Source organism: Acidaminococcus sp. (assembly GCA_022482815.1).
Lineage (GTDB): Bacteria > Bacillota > Negativicutes > Acidaminococcales > Acidaminococcaceae > Acidaminococcus.
In genome coordinates this window covers 2,272,920-2,293,269 of the sequence record JAKVOM010000001.1, presented here as the reverse complement: position 1 = coordinate 2,293,269, position 20,350 = coordinate 2,272,920, and the positions used below count along the sequence as shown (strand labels likewise).

The 20,350-nt window shown below is 36.5% G+C and carries 19 protein-coding genes; all 19 read left to right on the top strand.

What is annotated here, in order from left to right; all coding sequences use genetic code 11:
* Positions 1–134: 134 nt before the first annotated feature.
* Entirely contained in the window at positions 135–626 is a 492-nt protein-coding gene (locus tag LKE33_09870; GenBank protein MCH3951224.1) for a hypothetical protein, read from the top strand.
* Positions 627–664: 38 nt separating this feature from the next.
* Complete coding sequence (locus LKE33_09865; protein MCH3951223.1) at positions 665–1,438, top strand: outer membrane protein assembly factor BamE; 774 nt, start codon at positions 665–667, stop codon at positions 1,436–1,438.
* Between the two features lie 667 nt (positions 1,439–2,105).
* Entirely contained in the window at positions 2,106–3,020 is a 915-nt protein-coding gene (locus tag LKE33_09860) for a glycosyltransferase family 2 protein (protein MCH3951222.1), read from the top strand.
* Between the two features lie 88 nt (positions 3,021–3,108).
* Positions 3,109–3,339: an HAD-IIIA family hydrolase gene (locus LKE33_09855; GenBank protein ID MCH3951221.1), complete on the top strand. Its 231-nt coding sequence runs from the start codon at positions 3,109–3,111 to the stop codon at positions 3,337–3,339.
* Between the two features lie 306 nt (positions 3,340–3,645).
* Positions 3,646–4,644, top strand: coding sequence for a hypothetical protein (locus LKE33_09850; GenBank protein ID MCH3951220.1), 999 nt, complete (start codon positions 3,646–3,648; stop codon positions 4,642–4,644).
* Positions 4,641–5,288 carry an SIS domain-containing protein gene (locus LKE33_09845; protein ID MCH3951219.1) on the top strand — a complete coding sequence of 216 codons (648 nt, stop codon included), beginning with the start codon at positions 4,641–4,643 and terminating at the stop codon, positions 5,286–5,288. Before LKE33_09850 ends, LKE33_09845 begins: the two co-directional genes overlap by 4 nt.
* A 2-nt stretch (positions 5,289–5,290) precedes the next feature.
* On the top strand, positions 5,291–5,983 hold the full coding sequence (locus LKE33_09840; GenBank protein MCH3951218.1) for a nucleotidyltransferase family protein: 693 nt from the start codon (positions 5,291–5,293) through the stop codon (positions 5,981–5,983).
* A 34-nt stretch (positions 5,984–6,017) separates the two neighbouring features.
* Positions 6,018–8,042: a glycosyltransferase family 4 protein gene (locus LKE33_09835; GenBank protein MCH3951217.1), complete on the top strand. Its 2,025-nt coding sequence runs from the start codon at positions 6,018–6,020 to the stop codon at positions 8,040–8,042.
* A gap of 69 nt (positions 8,043–8,111) precedes the next feature.
* Positions 8,112–9,005, top strand: a complete 894-nt coding sequence (locus tag LKE33_09830) for a glycosyltransferase family 2 protein (GenBank protein ID MCH3951216.1) — start codon at positions 8,112–8,114, stop codon at positions 9,003–9,005.
* Positions 9,006–9,056: 51 nt separating this feature from the next.
* Positions 9,057–9,941: a glucose-1-phosphate thymidylyltransferase RfbA gene (rfbA, locus tag LKE33_09825; GenBank protein ID MCH3951215.1), complete on the top strand. Its 885-nt coding sequence runs from the start codon at positions 9,057–9,059 to the stop codon at positions 9,939–9,941.
* Between the two features lie 71 nt (positions 9,942–10,012).
* Positions 10,013–10,975, top strand: a complete 963-nt coding sequence (gene rfbB / locus LKE33_09820) for a dTDP-glucose 4,6-dehydratase (GenBank protein MCH3951214.1) — start codon at positions 10,013–10,015, stop codon at positions 10,973–10,975.
* 18 nt (positions 10,976–10,993) lie between these two features.
* Entirely contained in the window at positions 10,994–11,905 is a 912-nt protein-coding gene (gene rfbD / locus LKE33_09815) for a dTDP-4-dehydrorhamnose reductase (protein MCH3951213.1), read from the top strand.
* Between the two features lie 19 nt (positions 11,906–11,924).
* Positions 11,925–12,533, top strand: a complete 609-nt coding sequence (gene rfbC, locus LKE33_09810; GenBank protein ID MCH3951212.1) for a dTDP-4-dehydrorhamnose 3,5-epimerase — start codon at positions 11,925–11,927, stop codon at positions 12,531–12,533.
* A gap of 26 nt (positions 12,534–12,559) precedes the next feature.
* Positions 12,560–13,402, top strand: a complete 843-nt coding sequence (locus tag LKE33_09805) for a glycosyltransferase family 2 protein (protein ID MCH3951211.1) — start codon at positions 12,560–12,562, stop codon at positions 13,400–13,402.
* A gap of 67 nt (positions 13,403–13,469) precedes the next feature.
* Positions 13,470–15,071 (top strand): O-antigen ligase family protein, encoded by a 1,602-nt coding sequence (locus LKE33_09800; GenBank protein ID MCH3951210.1) that lies wholly within the window; start codon positions 13,470–13,472, stop codon positions 15,069–15,071.
* Between the two features lie 3 nt (positions 15,072–15,074).
* On the top strand, positions 15,075–16,211 hold the full coding sequence (locus tag LKE33_09795) for a polysaccharide pyruvyl transferase family protein (GenBank protein MCH3951209.1): 1,137 nt from the start codon (positions 15,075–15,077) through the stop codon (positions 16,209–16,211).
* Positions 16,212–16,215: 4 nt separating this feature from the next.
* Positions 16,216–17,727 carry an oligosaccharide flippase family protein gene (locus LKE33_09790; protein ID MCH3951208.1) on the top strand — a complete coding sequence of 504 codons (1,512 nt, stop codon included), beginning with the start codon at positions 16,216–16,218 and terminating at the stop codon, positions 17,725–17,727.
* A 5-nt stretch (positions 17,728–17,732) separates the two neighbouring features.
* Positions 17,733–18,941: a Coenzyme F420 hydrogenase/dehydrogenase, beta subunit C-terminal domain gene (locus LKE33_09785; protein MCH3951207.1), complete on the top strand. Its 1,209-nt coding sequence runs from the start codon at positions 17,733–17,735 to the stop codon at positions 18,939–18,941.
* Between the two features lie 465 nt (positions 18,942–19,406).
* Entirely contained in the window at positions 19,407–20,342 is a 936-nt protein-coding gene (locus LKE33_09780; protein MCH3951206.1) for a glycosyltransferase family 2 protein, read from the top strand.
* Positions 20,343–20,350 lie beyond the last annotated feature (8 nt).

Sequence of the window (20,350 nt, the reverse complement as noted above, 5' to 3'; positions counted from 1 at the left end):
ACAACCTTCCCGCACTACTGTACAATTAATTACCCAATATCTGCCATCTCCCCCTATTGTCACTTCCCAACTGACCTCTCTCCCTTTTATCCATCCTATAATATAACCAAATTCAAAAAGGGGAGATGTTGCATATGTTGAATAAACTTTTCGTATCTTTTTTATTACTCCTTGTCGGCACGCTTTCACCTGCTTTCACGCCGGCGCAGGCAGCCGCACCGATTTATCTGAACGGCGACGCTAATTATGTGCGCATTGACTCGCATTACGACACGGCCTATTATCTGGATAGAAGCTCTGTGGCCGTTGACGAGTACAATCCGCCGACCTACCGTTTGAGTGCCAATGTATACGTCGTGCCAAACGCAGCGCAGGGGAGCACAACCGTATCCGCCGTCCGTACGATTCAATTCGGGTATGATATTTCTGATCGTAACGACTGGCAGATGTATTGGTCCCAGCCTTCTTCCGACTCCTGGAATTACATTGAACCGCGCTACGTCTATGCCATGAACGGCATCGTCCTTCCTGCCGGGGAAATGTCCTTTTACATTGCTTACAACATGAGATTCTACGGATCGGACTATCCCGGCCTGTTCCCGGATAGCTTCTATTCCAGAGTTTAACCAGTTCATTCAGAATCAAATAAAAAGGGGATTATATCATGAAATCACATCTTATTCTCACGGCTGCTTTATCGCTTTCCCTGCTCTTCGGGGCATCGGCTGTGACTCCCGCTCAGGCGGCTCATCAAATGGAAGCACAATACGTCACCAAAGTCCTGCAGCTCATGGAAGGCAACTGGTACGACCATGCAGGTAATCTGGTCCTTCAGATTCATAATGGCTACATCAACGGCTGCCAGGTACTGGCAGGCTACGATTTTGCCGGCGGCACATCTCACGCCCAGGGACAGTTCCGGATCCTCGAAAGCACCGGCACCAGAAATTTATACCTGGCCTGGGACATCAGCCCAAACGCACCGGAAAGAGATACCATCAAGCTTAACGACAGCCAGATGCTTCACCGGGTCGCCATCGTATCTTATTACGAATCCATCGCGGGCGTGCACCTTGGCATGACACCGAGTGAAGTGCAGGCCACATTGGGCCGGCCGACGCGGACAGGGAACCTGAGACCCATATCGCACCTTCCCGGCTGGTATTACGCCGACCAAAAAATGATCATTACCTTTGACGCGGACAGTGTCGATCGCATATTATTGCTCAAGGGCAGTACAAACGCCCTTGCTACAACCGGTTTAAACTGCGATAACACACCGACAGAATTTGCCAGAGCGTACCATCTGGGGCGTGTACCCATCGTGGATTATCCCAATGATTATTCTACCGGCGGCTGCTACAGTATCGGCCACGGCGAATACCTCAGCTTCGGCAACCACATGAGCTACGTCATGTTAACAACGTACAACAACTAACGCAACTCCTTTCCTTAAAACAAAGCATAAATAAAAATAGGGCCAGCGCACCGCGCGTCGGCCCTTTCTTTATGTATTAAACGCATTTTCGAAAATTTTAGTATAAATTTACGCAGTATTAGGCATACAGTGCAGTGAAAATAGTCACCAGAGCCTCCCAGCCATCTTTTCGCCCGGCCGATTTATCGGCCGAAGCCTCACCGCCTGCCGATGAAATCGGCATAAGCCTGTTGCCGAAGGCAACACTAGCCGGGCGACGAAGTCGCCCAAAGCCTTCTTTACTAACACTTTCCGCCTAATTTTCCGTACTATTCATCATCTTATACCTATAGTAAATTCAGCGTTCCATTCATCACTCCCCAGTCAAATTATCCCGTTATTAAATAAATTTACCTCTTTTCCCTTAAATTTATAAGACACGTTCATCTAACTATGATATAATGAGGAAGATTATGTTTAAAGCTCGAAAACCCAGACTGCAAGCCTTTGGAAAGAGTTTAAACGAATAATAATTTCTAAAAAAGACTACTAAAATATGGTTCGCTTAACTATAGTCTTTTGTGCAATTTTAATTTGATATGGCGATTACGCGAAGAGTGAAATAAATTATCTCTTCCCCTAAATGTTGTTTGCCATTTTGATGAAAGGAATAATTTAGTCTATTGATATGAAAAATGTAGTAATCATTATACCTATTTATAATCCTGATAGGAAATTTAATATACTTCTTCAAGCTTTAAAAGTTCAGGAAGAAGTAAACTTTGATCTTCTTATAGTGGATTCAGGATCTGAATTTGATACTTATAAAAATGACTTAGATGGTCTTGATTACAAGATCTTTAAAATTACCCACCAAGAGTTTAATCACGGGGGAAGCAGGCAGAAAGCGGCAGAACTATGTGGAAATTATCATTTCTTGGTGTTTATGACGCAAGACGCAATTCCCTATAATAATAAATCAATTTGTAATTTGCTAAACGCCTTTAAAGACCCTAGTGTTGGATGTGCCTATGGTAGACAAATTCCTCATAAGGATGCCTCGGTTTTAGCCTCGCGAGCGAGGATTTTCAATTACCCTGCTAAGAGTAGGATTAAAACCCGTAAAGATATAGATGAACTTGGTATTAAGGTATCTTTTATCTCAGATACGTTTGCTGCGTATAGGCGAGAAGCCTTGGATGCGGTCGGAGGGTTTCCTTCAGATGTAATACTTGGAGAAGACACTTATGTGGCATCTAAGATGATATTGGCTGGCTGGAGTAATTCTTATTGTGCAGACGCAGTAGTATATCATTCTCATAATTATTCAGTGGAACAAGAGTTTAGACGCTATTTTGATACCGGAGTATTTCATGCTGACGAACCATGGATTCAAAAGACTTTTGGCAAGGCGGAGGGAGAAGGAGTAAAATTTGTCATTTCTGAATTAAAATTCTTCCTCTTAAACAATCCATTAATAATACCATCTATGCTTTTACGTGATGCATGTAAGTTTATTGGCTACAGGGTTGGAAAAATCCATGCTTTTCTGCCAAATTTTATTAATAGAAAGTTTAGTATGTCTAAAAATTATTGGAAATGATTATAGTCATTTCTATTGTGCTAAAATTTAACCTTTAAGACCGTAAGATCATTTTGGTACATAAAAATATAAGATTTTAGGAGAAATTATGGCAGGTGCAGCAAAGACAGTTTTCCTCGACCGTGATGGTGTCATTAATAAAAAGGCACTTGAAGGCGAATATATAACTAAATGGAGCTCGTTTGAATTTTTGCCCCATGTTTTTAACGCAATAAAAATTTTAAAGAATGCAGGTTACAAAGTCATCGTAGTGACTAACCAGCGTGGGGTAGCTCTCCATAAAATGTCAATGGATGACGTTGATAATATTCACCGATAAATGATTTTTGCAGTACGTGAGTATGGAGCAGATATAGATGCTGTATATGTATGTCCTCATCAAAAGGGTACTTGTAACTGCAGAAAGCCAAAAATAGGACTTTTTTTAAAGCAGAAAAGGATTTTAATATTGATCGATCTGCCAGTTGGATGATAGGAGATAGTGAATCTGATATTTTGGCAGGAAAAAGATACGGAATAAAAACAATTGCCATTGGAAATATTGATACAGATGCGAATTTTGTATGTCGTAATTTATACCAAGCGGCAAGGCATATTATTTTATTAGATGGAGAAATGAATAAAAATGGTTATTACCAAAACTCCTTTTAGGATGTCTTTTTTTGGCGGTGGAACTGATTTAGAAGAATTTTATTCGGAATATGGCGGGGCTGTATTATCCACTACTTTCAATAAATATTGTTATGTAACAGTTAGAAAGCTGCCTGAGTTTTTTACTTATAAAAACGAACTGGTTTATTCTAAAATAGAACGAGTTAACTCAATTGAAGATATTGAACATCCCTTAATAAGAAATTGTATGAAATTCTTAGGCATCCACAATATTCGTTTGACATATGATGCTGATTTACCTGCTCGTACGGGTTTGGGGACTAGTTCGTCTTTTGCAGCAGGTATGTTAAATGCGTTTCATACCTTACGTGGTGAGGCGATAGATAAGCGCAAACTTGCTGATGAAGCTATTTTCGCAGAAAGAGTCTTATGCGCAGAGGCAGGTGGGATTCAAGATCAAATCGCAGCTTCATTCGGTGGATTAAATCACATTGAAATTAAAGCTGATGGATATAATGTGAAGCCTATTATTTTATCCCGCAGTCGCAAGAAACTTTTAAATGATTCTCTCATGCTGTTTTTTACCGGATTCTCGCATATGTCATTCCAGGTGCATGAAAAAATAAAAGAGAACTTTCAGAATAAAATTCGACGTTTGTTAAAGATGAAAGACATGGTAAAGGAAGCAGAAGATATTCTTACAAGCAAATCAGATTTGGATGAATTTGGGCGTCTTCTTCATGAATCTTGGAAAATTAAAAGGAGTCTTTCCCAAAACGTGTCTACAGATGCAATCGATGAAATGTATGAAAGGGCGTTATCCAATGGAGCTTTAGGTGGAAAACTTTTAGGTTCTGGAGGAGGAGGCTTTTTGTTGTTTTATGTTAATCCTGATAGAAGAAATTATTTAAAAAAAGCTTTAAGTGATTTGCTCTATATTCCTTTTGAATTTGAATCTGGTGGATCGAGAATCATTTACTATTCTGAAGAAAGCAATGAGGATAAAATATGAAAGCTACAAGTAAGAGATATATCCATGACTTAATCAAGAGATATCCTAAATTGGTCTCTAATGAAAGCCAAATCTCTAAAACAGTTGAACTTTTGACTGGATGTTTTTCTTCGAACCATAAACTTTTAGTTTGTGGAAATGGTGGTAGCGCTGCAGATGCCCTACATATCGTAGGGGAACTAATGAAGTCCTTTACCCATAAAAGATTTTTATCGAAATGTATACGTGAGAAGTTAGTTGACTCTAAGCACGGATCGTTGTTTATTGAAAAATTAGAAATGCCATTACCAGCTATTGCTTTGGTTGAAGAAACGAGTCTTAGTACAGCTTTTATCAACGATGTTGATCCGGCTTTGGTTTATTCACAACAAATTTTGGGTTATGGAAATGCTGGGGATGTTTTGCTGGCAATAAGCACTTCGGGTAACTCACAGAATGTTATTTTTGCTAGCGAGGTTGCAAAAGCATTGGGATTACAAGTGATAGGACTTACTGGTAAAACGGGTGGAGCTTTAAAGGAATTAGCCGATTTATGCATTAACGTTGATGAAGTTGAAACCTATAAGGTTCAGGAACTACATCTTCCTGTTTACCATGCAATTTGTCTGGCTGTTGAAAATGAGTTTTTTGGAGATGCTAAGTGACGATGGAAGCTGTTATTTTAGCGGGTGGATTTGGAACAAGATTAAGATCAGTTGTTAAGGATTTACCTAAGCCTATGGCACCGATAAATGGACAGCCATTTTTGAAGTTTCAACTTGATTATTTACGTAAATTTTCTGTAACTAGAGTAGTGCTTGCAGTCGGATATAAGAGTAAAGTGATTAAAGATTATTTTGGAAATAGATATTACGATATAGATTTAGTGTACTCAGTGGAATCTACTCCTCTTAAAACTGGTGGAGCTTTAAAGAAAGCTTTAACTTTATGTCGAGAAGATAGCGTTTTGGTGCTAAATGGTGATACTTTTTTTGATGTTGACTTGAAAGCTTTACAAGATTTTCAAAAACAAAATAAAGCTGATATAGTCATTTCGATAAAAGAAATGAAAGAGTTTAACAGATATGGAACAATTAAATTTGATGAGCAATTTCGTATTACAGGATTTGAAGAGAAAAAACCATGTAAATGTGGATATATAAATGGTGGAGTATATTTAATTCAACGCAACATTTTTCGGGATTTTCCACTAAGTGTATTTATGCTTGAGAAAGACTTTTTAGAGAGAAAAGTGATAGAAAAAAAGATTACTGCATTCCTTAGCAAGGGATATTTTATTGATATTGGAGTGCCTGAGGATTATAGAAAAGCAATTTTAGATTTTAAAGCCTTAATATAGCGTAAAGAAATTTTGTGTAATCAGGAGAGTTAAAATGAAAGTTTCATCCATTTTGAAGGGTATAGATAAATACAAAGTGGAAAGTTTTATTAAATTTTGTAAAAATGAACCTCCTTCAAAAATTCTCGAGAAAATAAAAAATTATGTTAAGACATATGATGCCTCACCAGATGATGTGAATCTAGATTTAAGTAGGCCATCTACATTGCAAAATTACAAACAGCTTGTATTTAATAAATTTAGTAAACCAACTGTTACTATTTATGTAATTGCAGGTAATAATTTTGCTGAGACGTATTTTTCCTTGGAAAAGATTTTAGCAAATACAAATGATGTAGAATATGAAGTTAAGGTTTTTACAAAGGACAAAGAGCAAATAGAAAAACTTACGAAATTGGCGCATGGAATTTCAGTCATAAATACTAAAGAAAAACAGGATTTGCATTCTAAGTCAGAATATGCCTGCGTACTGAAAGCTCCCGATAGTGTTCAGAAGAATTGGCTTTCAAACTTAGTGAAAGTCTTTGATGCGAACAATGATATAGGATTAGCTGGGGCTAAAATCTTGTCCTATGATGGTAAGATTTTGGATGCAGGTTCGATTCGATGGGAGAATGGTCAATATGAAAGAATGGGGTTTGGATTCCCGTTAACATCAGTTGAGAATAGTTATGTTAAAACCGTATCTGCTTTAAGTTATCCGTTTTTTATTGCAACGTACGAATTCTTTGAAAAAATGTCTCATCCTTTTCCTAAAGATGCAGACGAAATGCATGATGTCTGTGAATTAGCTCAAAGCTATAAATTAAAAATTATTTATCAGCCTTTTTCGATGATTGTGAGCGGATTGAAAGATTATGGATATAAATCCATCTGTAGAGATAATTGCGAAAGACAGGAAAAAGATAGTAAATTTTTCGCTCGAGATTGTAGCTTTGGAAAGAAGATAATTTTAGTAATAGATCGGTATGTACCTCGTTTTGATCAAGATGCTGGAAGTAGGACAACCTATCATTATCTTAAATTGTTTGTGAAGATGGGACTTCATGTCATATTTGTAGGTGATGATTACTTTTTGCATGAACCTTATACCACTAACTTGGAGCAAATGGGTATAGAAGTTCTTGGTGGGGATAGTTGGAATAGAGAAAAATTTTTCGAATGGCTTAAGGAGCATGGTCAATTTGTAGATTATGCATGCTTGAATAGGCCGAATGTTTCCATAAAGTATATGGATTTGTTTAAAAAGTTGACTCGCGCCAAAATCATTTATTATGGGCATGACTTACATTTTATTCGTGAAAGTAGACAATATGAAATAGAAAAAAATCCAGATTTGCTAAAGTCTATAGAGAGATGGAAAAAAATAGAAGGCTACCTATTCGAAAATGCGGACGTTATTTATACTCCTGGCAGTTATGAGGAGGACATTTTGAAATCGATGTATCCTCAAAAACGAATTTCTGCTATTCCTATTTATCTTTATGACAATAAAATCCTGAATAGTACTATAATACCAAAGTTTGATGAAAGAGATGGATTGTTGTTTGTTGGTGGATTTGGTCATAAGCCGAATGAGGATGCGATACTGTGGTTTATGAATTCCGTATTTCCTTTGATATTAAAAGAAATACCTAACATTAAGTTGTATATTGTAGGATCTCATCCTACTGCAGATATAAAGTCATTTGCAAGTAATAAAGTAATAGTTACTGGATTTATTGATGATATGGAACTTAAAAAATTGTACATGAGGTGCAGGGTAGTTGTAGTTCCATTGAGATACGGAGCGGGTATAAAAGGTAAAGTTGTTGAAGCTATAAGGTGGGGCGTTCCAACGGTCACAACAACTATTGGTGCTGAAGGCTTAAAGAAAGTAGAACAGTGTATTGAAGTTACCGAGGTTGGTGATGCTACTGATTATGCAGGAAGAGTTGTCCAGCTATTACAAGATCCTCAATATTGGCAGCAGCAATCTGAAAAAGAACTTCAATATACAAAGGAAAACTTTACCATAGAAGCTGCTAGTAATATATTAAAAAATGACATTGATTTTTAATGAAATCCTAAAGTTTTTTACATGCGGATTAATTACTTTATGATTCATCAGGGAGAGTAAACAAGTAAGATGAAAAGTCCTTTTCCTAGAGTATACATAATTGTTTTAAACTATAAAAATGCTGAGGATACTAATGAATGTTTGACCAGTTTACAAAAATTAAATTATCCCAACTATCATGTGGTAGTCGTCGATAATGCCTCAAATGACAACTCAGAAAGTATTATTAATAGTTGGATAATGAAATCTTTGGATTCACGTTTTACATTTGTTCAAGCTGGTAGAAATAATGGGTATGCTGGTGGCAATAATGTTGGTATTAAATATGCTCAAGAAAAGGGAGATATGGATTATATTTGGATCTTAAATAATGATACAATCGTAGATGAACAAGCTCTCGATGCTATAATTAGCAAGTTTAAGGAAGATAAATCGATTGGGATGTGTGGATCGAAAATTGTATCATATTGGGATCGGGTTTCAGTTCAAGGTTATGGAGCAAAATATAATAAGTACTTAAGTACAGTAAAAAACATCACAAAGCAAGAGGAACTTTCGAAAATCAATTATATAATTGGTGCTTCTTTATGCCTAAGCAGAGAATTTCTTGAGCAGGTAGGACTATTTTCAGAAGATTATTTTTTGTATTATGAGGAGTTAGATTTAGTCGAACGATCTAAAGGTAAATTTACTTTTGCCTGCGCAGTTGATAGTATTGTTTACCATAAAGAAGGTGCAACCACAGGAGGAAATAAAAGCTATAGATCAGAACTGTCTGATTTCTACATGATTAGGAATCGAATAATTTTTACTCGAAAGTATCATCCCTTGTGTTTACTCACTGTTTACCTTGGCATTATCTATAGTATGCTACACCGAATTTTTCGTGGACAAAGTTCCAGAGCTTTTATGATTTTAAAAATTATGTTTAATCCTAATTCTGAATATGTTTCTGCTCATTAAAGGCTTGATAATAACATGTTGTACGTTCTTTTAGGAGGGAAAAGAATTAGAATGAAAGGTATCATCTTAGCGGGTGGAAGTGGTACACGTCTTTATCCACTTACAATGGTTACATCAAAGCAATTATTACCGGTTTATGACAAACCAATGATTTATTATCCGTTGTCTACCCTCATGTTGGCAGGCATTAGGGACATTCTCATTATCTCGACGCCTCATGACCTTCCTAATTTTGAACGGCTTCTCGGTGATGGTTCTCGTTATGGTATCCATCTTTCCTATAAGGTTCAGCCTTCTCCCGATGGGCTGGCTCAGGCCTTTATCTTGGGTGAAGAGTTTATCAACGGTGATTCTTGCGCCATGATTTTGGGAGATAATATCTTTTATGGAGCCGGCCTGACTAAACACCTTCAAGAGGCAGCATCCCACAATACTGGTGCGACCGTTTTTGGTTATTATGTGGATGATCCGGAGCGTTTTGGTGTCATTGAATTCGATGAAAATGGTAAGGCAATCTCTATTGAAGAAAAGCCGCAGCATCCGAAATCTAACTATGCAGTAACAGGGCTGTATTTCTACGGGAGCAGGGTATGTGAATATGCTAAGCAGGTCAAGCCTTCCGCTCGTGGAGAACTTGAAATTACAGACCTGAATAAGATTTATCTGGAAAAAGGACAGCTCAATGTAGTGACTTTAGGGCGGGGTTATGCCTGGCTTGATACAGGAACAGTGGCCAGTCTCAGTGACGCGTCAAACTTTGTTAAAGCGGTTGAAACGCGTGCCGGCATCCAGATTGCTGCTCTCGAAGATATTGCTTATGGCAACGGCTGGATTACAAAGGAAGTACTGCTTGAGAGTGCTCATAAATATGGAAAGAGCCCTTATGGCCAATACCTCTTGAAAGTTGCTGAGGGTCGTTTTTTCCATGATAACTGAAAGGAAGATACGATTTGAACATCATTGTGACCGGCGGCGCCGGATTTATCGGAAGTAATTTTATTTTTCATATGCTGAAGGCTCATCCTGAAGATCGAATTATTTGCCTTGATAAACTAACCTATGCAGGTAACTTGTCGACACTGGCTCCTATCATGGATAAACCAAATTTTCGCTTTGTAAAAGAAGATATCTGTGACAGGAAGGCTGTCTATAATCTCTTTGAAGAAGAACATCCCGATATTGTCGTGAACTTTGCAGCAGAATCTCATGTAGACCGCTCCATTGAAAATCCTCAGATTTTCCTAGAAACGAACATTATCGGTACATCCGTGCTCATGGATGCCTGCCGGAAATATGGCATCAAACGGTATCATCAGGTTTCAACGGATGAAGTTTATGGGGACTTACCTCTTGACAGGCCGGATTTGTTCTTTACGGAAACAACACCGATTCACACGTCGAGCCCTTATAGCAGTTCCAAAGCAGGAGCTGACCTTTTGGTACTGGCCTATTACAGAACCTACGGTCTCCCTGTGACTATCAGTCGCTGCAGTAATAACTATGGACCGTATCACTTCCCAGAAAAGCTCATTCCTCTCATGATTATTAATGCCTTGCACGATAAACCGTTGCCGGTCTACGGAGATGGGTTGAACGTGCGTGATTGGCTCTATGTCGAGGATCACTGCCGAGCTATTGACCTGATCCTGCAAAAGGGTAGAGTCGGTGAAGTATATAATGTCGGTGGTCATAATGAAATGAAGAACATCGATATCGTAAAGCTCATTTGCAAGGCCTTAGGTAAACCGGAAAGTCTGATTCATTTCGTGAAAGACCGTAAAGGTCATGACCGCCGTTATGCGATTGATCCAACTAAGATTTACCGTGAACTAGGGTGGTTGCCGGAAACAAAATTTGCAGACGGTATTCAAAATACTATTAAATGGTATTTGGAGCATGAGGACTGGTGGCAGCCGATTATTTCCGGTGAATACCAACACTATTACGACAAAATGTATAAGAATCGGTAAAATGGGAGCGAATTTAGCATGAAAGTACTTGTTACCGGTGTAAATGGTCAGCTCGGGCATGATGTCATGGACGAGCTGGCAAAACGGAATATAGAGGCCTTGGGATGTGGGACATCTCCCGCATATAAGGGAATCCGTAACGGGTCTCCTGTTGAATTCATGCCTTATTGTCAATTGGATATAACGGATAGGAAACAAGTCTTTGACGTGGTAAAAGATTATCGCCCTGATGCAGTCATTCATTGTGCGGCTTGGACGGCAGTAGATGCAGCAGAAGAACCGGAAAACATCCCCAAAGTCCGAGCTGTTAATGTAGACGGTACGCGATATTTGGCTGAAGCCTGCAAGACTATCGGAGCTAAGATGCTCTATATCAGTACTGATTATGTCTTCAATGGCGAAGGTACGATTCCATGGGAACCGGATTGCAAAGACTATGCACCGCTCAATGTATATGGTCAAAGTAAACTTGACGGTGAACTTGCCGTTTCCTCTATTCTTGATAAGTACTTTATCGTTCGCATTGCCTGGGTCTTTGGCCTCAATGGGAATAATTTTGTAAAGACTATGCTCAATGTTGGAAAGACCCACGACACACTCCGTGTCGTAAATGATCAGATTGGAACCCCGACATATACCGCTGATCTTTCGATGCTTCTAGTTGATATGATTAAAACTGATAAGTATGGCTATTATCATGTCACCAATGAAGGCGGGTATATCAGTTGGTACGACTTTGCTTGTGAAATCTTTAAAATTGCCGGGTATACTACGAAAGTAACTCCTGTGACTACAGAAGAGTATGGCCTTTCTAAGGCCAAACGACCATATAATAGCCGGCTTGATAAATCAAAACTTGTAGCGCAAGGATTTTGGTTATTACCGGATTGGAAAGATGCGTTGCGGCGGTATATGCAAGATTTGAGTTAAAAGAGAGGAAGTATATAAAATGGGTCAGATTCAAGTTGAAAAAAATGTGGGTGGTATCGAAGGCCTTTGCATTATCACTCCAACTGTTCATGGGGATAATCGAGGATACTTTATGGAAACCTATAATCAGAAGGATATGGAAGAAGCCGGTATCCGTGTAAACTTCGTCCAAGACAACCAATCCATGTCTACCAAGGGAGTACTGCGTGGCCTTCACTTTCAGAAACATTATCCTCAGTGTAAACTCGTGCGTGCCATTCACGGTAGAGTCTTTGATGTTGCAGTCGATTTACGAGCTCATTCCAAGACATATGGCAAATGGTATGGCGTTGAATTAACGGAAGAAAATAAGAAACAATTTTTGATTCCCGAAGGCTTTGCTCACGGATTTTTAGTTCTTTCCGATGTAGCGGAATTTTGTTATAAAGTAAACGATTTCTGGCACCCTAATGATGAAGGGGGCCTTGCATGGAATGATCCGGAAATTGGGATAGAATGGCCGGAACTCGAAGGACATTATATGGGTTCTGCTTCTAAAGATGGATATAGATTAAAAGATGGGACTCCGCTTAATTTAAGCGTTAAAGATCAGTGCTGGAATGGTATGAAAGAGACCTTTAAATTTTAATTTTATAAATTCCGATAGGTGTGTAAATGAAAAAAGTTAGCGTGATTATTCCATGTTTTAATGATGGACTTTACATAGATGATGCAGTAAATTCAGCTTTAAAGCAGACTTATCCTAATATAGAAGTTGTAATTTGTGATGATGGCTCATTTGATAAGTTAACGTTACAAAAACTTGAAGAATATGAAAAGAAGGGCATTACCGTCATTTATAAAAAAAATGAAGGCCCTTCTGCTGCAAGAAATGTTGCTATTAAAGCATCAAAGGGTGAGTACATTTTACCATTGGATGCAGATGATAAAATAGATTCGTCTTATGTTGCAAAAGCAGTTAAGATATTGGATGAGGATCCGCATGTTGGTATTGTATATTGTCAAGCATTTTTGTTTGGAGAAAATAAAGGAAAATGGGATCTGCCTAAATATTCAATGGGTAAAATGCTTGTTAATAATGTAATTTTCGTCTCAGGACTATTTCGAAAAAGTGATTGGAGCACTGTCGGAGGATATTGTTTAGACTTAAAATATGGTATTGAAGACTATGATTTTTGGCTATCTATCCTAGGACTTGGTAGACGAGTAGTTCAGTTGCCTGAGTTTCTTTTTTATTATCGTATAAAAAAGGAATCTAGAAATAAAAAATTTGATCAAGACCCAAAGATTAAGCTATGGACTTGTAATAAAATTTATGCTCGTCATAAGCAACTTTACCTTGATAATTTGGACGACTTTTACTTTGAGATTAGATCTGAATTAATCAAACAAGAAAATAAAATTAATTCGATATTGGGGATATTTGGAATCAAAAATAAAATATCTAAAGTACCATGGCTAAAAAAGCTAATAAAATCTTTTTTTAAGTTGAAATAAACTTAATGATAGACATTATGCTGGTTGAGCGTCTGCTGTTGTTACTTTTTAAATTAGGAGCCTTTTTATGAATCAAATAGATTGTTCTTCTAAATTTTTTTCTATTCTATTATTTCTTTCATATTTATCGCTAATTTTTTCTTATATTCCTGAAAAGTTCAGAGTTACGTTTTTAAGTAATGGTCTATCAATGAATCTATCATGGTACTTTTTATTTTTTTTAACAGTTTTATACTTGGTTTTCTCTGCAAAAAGAAATACATTATTTGATACATTTAGAGAAGATAAAAATTTTCTTTTTTACTATTGTATCTTTTCTTTCACTCTAATTTTTAGTAACGTATTGGGATTTTTTAACTTTCCTTTTTGGACGGAAGTTGTAGAAGCACCAATATCGCAACTTGGAAAAGTACCTAGGATAATTGACATATTGAATTCTAAGGGCATTTCTATACCTACTATAAAACTTTTAAAAGGGTATCTTTTTCTGAAATCGGTTAAAGTTGCTGTTTTCTATCCCATATATACGTTTTTCTTTTCTTATATAGTTTATAAATGTATTTATAAAAATTATGATTTTCATTTAAAATTATTATACAGAGCGGTTTGGTCGTCCATTCTTTTAATAATTGTATTTTCGACTCTAGAAGTGTTCTATTTGTGTGGTAATTTAACTGCCAAAGCAGTTCTTGCTAAAATTATTCCATTGATTGAAGAAGTACAAACTTTTAATAATGCATGGCCTCCTATTTTTTGGAAGGGAATACGGATGAAGTCACTTTTTCCTGAGCCTTCTAGAATTGGTAATTATGCAGCTTTTGCACTCCCTTTAGCATGGAGTCAAATTTTAGATAAAACTCAGTGCAGCTTTTGGAAAATTACTTTGATAAGCCTTTTTCAATTTATAATTTTTATGTCGCAATCAAGGACGGCAGTCGCTTTAACAATGGGTTTATTTTTACTTCTTTGGCTATTTTTAATTTATGTACGAGAAAAGGAGCTAATAAAGAAAGGTCTTTTGATTGGTTTACTCCTATTTATATCTTTTGGCTTAATGTTATTTTATTCTAATGCACTAATAGTAAAAGGAAAAAATGTAATTAATAATGTAGTTAATAATGAAGAAATAACTGCTTCAAGCTATTTTGAGGAAAATTTTGCATCTTTGGGGACACCTAATAAAAGGAGTAATGGACCGAGGTTTGCATATATCAAGGCTAATTTTAAAACCGGTTGCGATCATCCATTTTTTGGTGTCGGGAATATATTTAATAATGTGTATGCATTGCATAATTTACAAAATTCCGATTTCAAAATTCCGGAAATCATTGTGCATTACAGACTATATTTGCGAAAGGGTCCTTTAAGTGGTGGATTTGGTGCACAAAATGAATATGTTAGTAGATTCGCAGAGAATGGGCTTATTGGATTGAGTATTTTTTTTGTGCCTTTTCTTTACGGTATTTGGATTTTAATCATCAATTTAAGATCTTCTGGTGGACAAAGAAGAATTCAGATTTTAGGAGTACTTTTGTCGTTAATTGGTTCTATAGTTGCTGCTTGTAATGGTAGTATTAATATTATGTATACAGCTTGGATTATATTAGCCTTTGCATATGCCGTGAAATCAAATAATAAAAATGTAAGCATTGAAAATTCAGAAAGGTAAATTATGAAAATTGCAAAATTTACTTTGAATGGGTATTCAAATTATGGGAATGTATTGCAAAATTATGCGCTTCAACAAATTCTGCTCCGTTATGCAGAGTCTGTTGATACTATTTGGCATACCGCAGAAAATCTTTGTCCTCTATACTGGTGGAAAGAGAAGTTTGGTTATGGTAAGTGGAAAAATTATATCAAATTTATAATTAATTGGCATAATAGTAGGAGTAGAATTCTTAGTGGATATTGGGGAATGGAGATGGTACGCCAAGGGAAAATTAAAGATTGGTGCGATAGGAATATTTACTCTAGACATATATCTTTTGAGGCATTGCCTTCAATAGGGAATGAATATGATTATTTTGTTGTAGGAAGTGATCAGGTTTGGAATCCATATTTTTTCCAAAGCGATGAAGAACTTCAATCATACTTTTTAAATTTTGCTCCCAAAGGAAAAAGAATCGCTTATGCAGCGAGCATTTCCGTTCCAGAGATTCCAGCTTCTAAATACAATACTTTTTTGAACGGTCTAAAGGGTATGGATTGTATTTCGATGAGAGAACAGGCTGGAGCTGATTTAGTACAAAGATTAACTGGTAAAAGTGTTCCGACTTTAGTGGATCCTACGCTGTTATTGTCATCAGAAAAATGGGATAATGTTAGTCGATTACCATCGTGGTATCGTGGCCAGAAGTATATTCTGACATATTTTCTTGGTGCACGACCAACAAATGTTCTTGAAAAGTTACATAAAGATTTGGGATTAGAGGTAGTCAATTTACTCGATACGAGTTGTTATGATTATTATGTTACTGGTGTTGATGAGTTTATAAGTGCAATTAAAAACGCTTCACTTGTGTATACAGATTCCTTCCATGGTACAGTGTTCTCTATTTTATATAGGCGACCTTTCGTAGTTTGCGATCGTATTCCTCTAAATTCGAGGGATAATGTTGGTGGAAAAATGAACTCGCGTATAGATACACTTCTTCATTTGTTTGGCTTAGAAAATCGTCGTGGCACTCAGACTAATAATTATAGTATTGTGCACCCATTATCTTTAGAATATCCAGACATAGATTCTATTTTGCAGCAGCAACACCAGCGCAGCAATCAATTTTTATCAAATGCTTTGGGGTGTTAATCTAATGATTAATCAATTAAGGGCAGGAGCTTTGCTTTCATATGTAAATATTATCGCAAATGTCATAGTAGGATTATTCTACACTCCAGTTATGCTACGATTACTTGGGCAAGCTGAGTACGGACTATACTCGTTAATTGGCGCATTAGTAGGATACCTAAGTGTACTGGATTTGGGACTTGGAAATACGATAGTACGATACACTGCCCGTAACAGAGCTGTTGGCAATGCGCGTAAAGAAGCTGAATTAAATGGGCTTTTTCTTTTTCTGTATTCCATTATTAGTTGTATTGCTGTAATAATTGGAATCGTTCTTTATCTTAATCTTGATAATATGTTTGGCAACACATTATCTCCATTGGAGATGAAAAAAGCCCAAATAATGACGATCCTGCTTATTGTAAATTTAGCATTTACTTTCCCTCTTAGTGTTTTTGGTTCAATCATCCAAGCCTATGAGCGGTTTGTTTTTTTGAGAGTAATGAATATTTTTCGGACACTTTTAAATCCCTGTATTACTTTACCCTTTTTAATTATGGGATATGGATCAGTCATGATGGTTGTTATTACGACCGTTTTGAATATATCTTGTTTATTAGCTAATGTATGGTATTGCTTTAAGTATTTATCGATTAAAATTTGTAGAGGTCATTTCGAAAAATCTTTTCTGAAAGAAGTCGCTGGGTATTCTTTTTTTATTTTTCTTAATGTTGTAATGGATAAAATTTATTGGGGAACCGGTCAATTTGTTTTAGGAATGACACGTGGTACACTTGATGTTGCAGTATATGCAATTGCAGTGCAATTTTTGACGATGTACATGCAGTTTTCTACGGCAATCAGTGGAGTGCTACTGCCCAAAGTAACAATGCTAGTTGCTGAAGGGGCTAATGAAGGCTCTTTAACTGAATTATTCATTAAAATAGGAAGACTTCAGTTTATAATTGTTGGATTTATTTTGACGTCTTTTATTTTGCTAGGACGAGAATTTATTAAATTGTGGGCTGGTTCTGGTTATCTAACAGCATATCCAATGATTGTACTTTTAATGGCGTCTATGTTTATTCCGCTGTTACAGAATGCAGGCATTGCTATACTTCAGGCAATGAATTTAAACCGATATCGTATGACTGTATATAGTATTATTGCGTTTATCAATTTAGCATGTAGTTTTCCTTTGGCTAAATTATGGGGCGGCTTTGGCTGTGCGATAGGAACTTCAACAGCTTTATTTTTGAGTACAGGAATAATTATGAATCGGTACTATGAAAAGAGAATTGGTTTAAATATCCCTGAATTTTGGAAAAATATTCTAATGATGGCTAAGGGCCCCATAGCCGTACTTCTTTGCAGCATGGTTATTAATTCCTTTGTAAGATCGAGCAATACATGGGGGATTTTTGCTACTAAGGCCATAATGTATTCGTGTATCTATGGTGTTATTCTTTACTTTACAAGTTTGAATGAATATGAAAAAGGGCTTGTACATTCGGTTTATCATAAATTCTTAAGGTGAAGAAAATGGATAAAAAATTAAGTGTAGGAAATTATTTACTAGATAATTCTAGTTTTTGCACGGGCTGTGCTGCTTGTGCTAATACTTGTCCATTTAATGCGATTACAATGAAAGAAGATGATGAGGGTTTTTTATACCCATCTGTTGAGCTAGGACTATGTACACAATGCGGTGTTTGCATTAAAAAGTGCCCCGCTATAAATTTAAGAAAATATCAAGATAAAAAACTTCCTAGTACATATGCTTATATAAGTCTGAACGAAAGATTCAGAATACAAAGTTCTTCCGGAGGCTGTTTTACAGATTTAGCACAAGAGGTATTGAAACAAAATGGCATCATCTATGGAGCTTGTTTTAACGATCGTTGGGAAGTTGTTCATCAATCGGCTGAATCTGTTTTTGAACTAGACAATTTACGTATGTCGAAATATGTGCAAAGTAAAATAGGAAATACATATCAAAATGTACTGAGAGATTTAAAAAAGGGTCGTTTGGTGATGTTCGTTGGGACACCATGTCAGTGCGAAGGGCTAAAAAGGGTTCTACCTGAAAACTCTCATAATTTGCTTTTGGTTGATTTTATTTGTCATGGTGTTCCTTCACCTTTAGTATGGCGAAAGTATCTTTCTGAGGTATCACAGAATGACATAAATAAAATAAAAAATATTTCGTTTCGAGATAAACATTTTTCGTGGGAACGATATTGTTTGACCATAGAGAAGGGTGATAATCCTTCATCTCTGTTTAAGGAATATGAAGATGTCAGTCAAAATTTATACTTGAGAGGTTTTTTGGCTAACCTTTATCTCCGGCCATCCTGCTATCAATGTAAGTTTTGTAGATACGATCGAGCATCTGACATTACAATGGCAGATTATTGGGGCGTTGGAGTACTAGAACCTACAATGTATGACGGAAAGGGAACTTCTTTAGTTTTTTTGAACACTAAAAAAGGATCAACGTTTTTTAGTAATCTAAATGGCAAAAAACTAAAAACGGATTTTAATGCAGCAGTTAAACATAATCCATCATTTTATCGACCTAGCCCTTGTAACCCGAAACGGACAGCATTTTTTAATGAGTTAAAAAATGATAAAAATGTAGTTAATCTTTTAGAAATTTACCTAAGACCACCATTAAAGATTCGCATAAAAGATAAGGTTGGGAAGATTCTGGGGCTAAAGTCACTGTATCATTTGTTGAAAAGAAAGTAATTTTGAGTAAATGGTTTTTGGTAGGGTATAGTTTTAAGCGTTGCAGCTTATTTTTTCTTAGAGGTATAAAAAGTAAGGGTGTAGTTAGATTTTTGTTTTACTTTTACTTTATGCGCTGGGGTCAAGAAAGCATATCGGCGATACAAAACGTCTCTTTGATTGGTGAGTGTAAACGGACAGATGAATTGCCAATTTTTGCACACGTAAAAAATCTATCACAAAGCTGTTTTTGTTTTTCGATAACGGTTTATAGATTGATTGTAGTGGGTTTGAGATATATGTACAAAACACAAATCAATTAATTCATATTTTGTCTTTAAGGAAAATTTTATGAACATTAGGTATAATATAATATATCTCTGTTGAAGGACAAAATGAGTTTGTATGTGATAAAAAGACGTATGATATATTTAGTTTGTCTTTTATATTACAGAGAAAAATTTTTTTGAGGTTTAGTGTGTTATTATGAAAATATCTTTAGTGGTTCCCGTATATAATGAAGAGGATGCGATTCCTCTATTTTATAAAGCTGTTTCTACTTTTGAATCGTTTAAGGTGTATGACTTAGAAATTGTGTTCGTGAATGATGGGAGCAGTGATCATACAGAATCGCTTATTTATGAATTGGCAGAAAAAGACCATCGCATTATTCCGTTATCTTTTATGAGAAATTTTGGCAAGGAAGCGGCCTTAATGGCAGGTTTGACTTATGCTACAGGGGAGGCTGTGATCCCTATTGATGTCGATTTGCAGGATCCTATTGAAGTTATCCCAAAACTCGTGGCAGAATGGCAGAATGGTGCTGACGTAGTGCTAGCAAAACGGGTAGATCGCAGTACTGATTCATTTCTGAAACGCAAAACGGCAGAATGGTTTTATCGTTTTAATAATCGCATTAGTGATTTAAAAATCGAGGAGAATGTGGGTGATTTCAGACTGCTCGATCGTTCTATTGTTGATGAAATCAAAAAATTGCCAGAACGGAATCTTTTTATGAAGGGGATATTGTCCTGGGTAGGCGGGACTGTCGCAATTGTCCCTTATAAACGTGCCGAACGAGCTGCAGGAAAAACCAAGTTTAACGGCTGGAAATTGTGGAATTTAGCACTTGAGGGTATTACTAATTTTTCGACTGTTTTGCTTCATGTTTGGTTTTATATTGGGATGGTGATTGCTTCTACATCCATCCTTTATGGTGCATATATGCTCATTTCTAAATTGCTTTTTGGTAATCCTGTTCCTGGCTATCCATCTCTCATTGTCTCTATCTTGTTCATTGGTGGGATTCAACTTATAGGGATGGGACTGATGGGGGAGTATATTGGAAGAATCTATTTAGAAACAAAACGAAGACCAAGATATATACTGAAGTTTCATAGTAGGGAAAGTAAGAAAAATTAATCAGGCTA

Coding starts and splice junctions, on each gene's coding strand:
- LKE33_09870 (MCH3951224.1), top strand. CDS start 135: ATGTTGAATAAACTTTTCGTATCTTTTTTATTACTCCTTGTCGGCACG.
- LKE33_09865 (MCH3951223.1), top strand. CDS start 665: ATGAAATCACATCTTATTCTCACGGCTGCTTTATCGCTTTCCCTGCTC.
- LKE33_09860 (MCH3951222.1), top strand. CDS start 2,106: ATGAAAAATGTAGTAATCATTATACCTATTTATAATCCTGATAGGAAA.
- LKE33_09855 (MCH3951221.1), top strand. CDS start 3,109: ATGGCAGGTGCAGCAAAGACAGTTTTCCTCGACCGTGATGGTGTCATT.
- LKE33_09850 (MCH3951220.1), top strand. CDS start 3,646: ATGGTTATTACCAAAACTCCTTTTAGGATGTCTTTTTTTGGCGGTGGA.
- LKE33_09845 (MCH3951219.1), top strand. CDS start 4,641: ATGAAAGCTACAAGTAAGAGATATATCCATGACTTAATCAAGAGATAT.
- LKE33_09840 (MCH3951218.1), top strand. CDS start 5,291: ATGGAAGCTGTTATTTTAGCGGGTGGATTTGGAACAAGATTAAGATCA.
- LKE33_09835 (MCH3951217.1), top strand. CDS start 6,018: ATGAAAGTTTCATCCATTTTGAAGGGTATAGATAAATACAAAGTGGAA.
- LKE33_09830 (MCH3951216.1), top strand. CDS start 8,112: ATGAAAAGTCCTTTTCCTAGAGTATACATAATTGTTTTAAACTATAAA.
- rfbA (MCH3951215.1), top strand. CDS start 9,057: ATGAAAGGTATCATCTTAGCGGGTGGAAGTGGTACACGTCTTTATCCA.
- rfbB (MCH3951214.1), top strand. CDS start 10,013: ATGCTGAAGGCTCATCCTGAAGATCGAATTATTTGCCTTGATAAACTA.
- rfbD (MCH3951213.1), top strand. CDS start 10,994: ATGAAAGTACTTGTTACCGGTGTAAATGGTCAGCTCGGGCATGATGTC.
- rfbC (MCH3951212.1), top strand. CDS start 11,925: ATGGGTCAGATTCAAGTTGAAAAAAATGTGGGTGGTATCGAAGGCCTT.
- LKE33_09805 (MCH3951211.1), top strand. CDS start 12,560: ATGAAAAAAGTTAGCGTGATTATTCCATGTTTTAATGATGGACTTTAC.
- LKE33_09800 (MCH3951210.1), top strand. CDS start 13,470: ATGAATCAAATAGATTGTTCTTCTAAATTTTTTTCTATTCTATTATTT.
- LKE33_09795 (MCH3951209.1), top strand. CDS start 15,075: ATGAAAATTGCAAAATTTACTTTGAATGGGTATTCAAATTATGGGAAT.
- LKE33_09790 (MCH3951208.1), top strand. CDS start 16,216: ATGATTAATCAATTAAGGGCAGGAGCTTTGCTTTCATATGTAAATATT.
- LKE33_09785 (MCH3951207.1), top strand. CDS start 17,733: ATGGATAAAAAATTAAGTGTAGGAAATTATTTACTAGATAATTCTAGT.
- LKE33_09780 (MCH3951206.1), top strand. CDS start 19,407: ATGAAAATATCTTTAGTGGTTCCCGTATATAATGAAGAGGATGCGATT.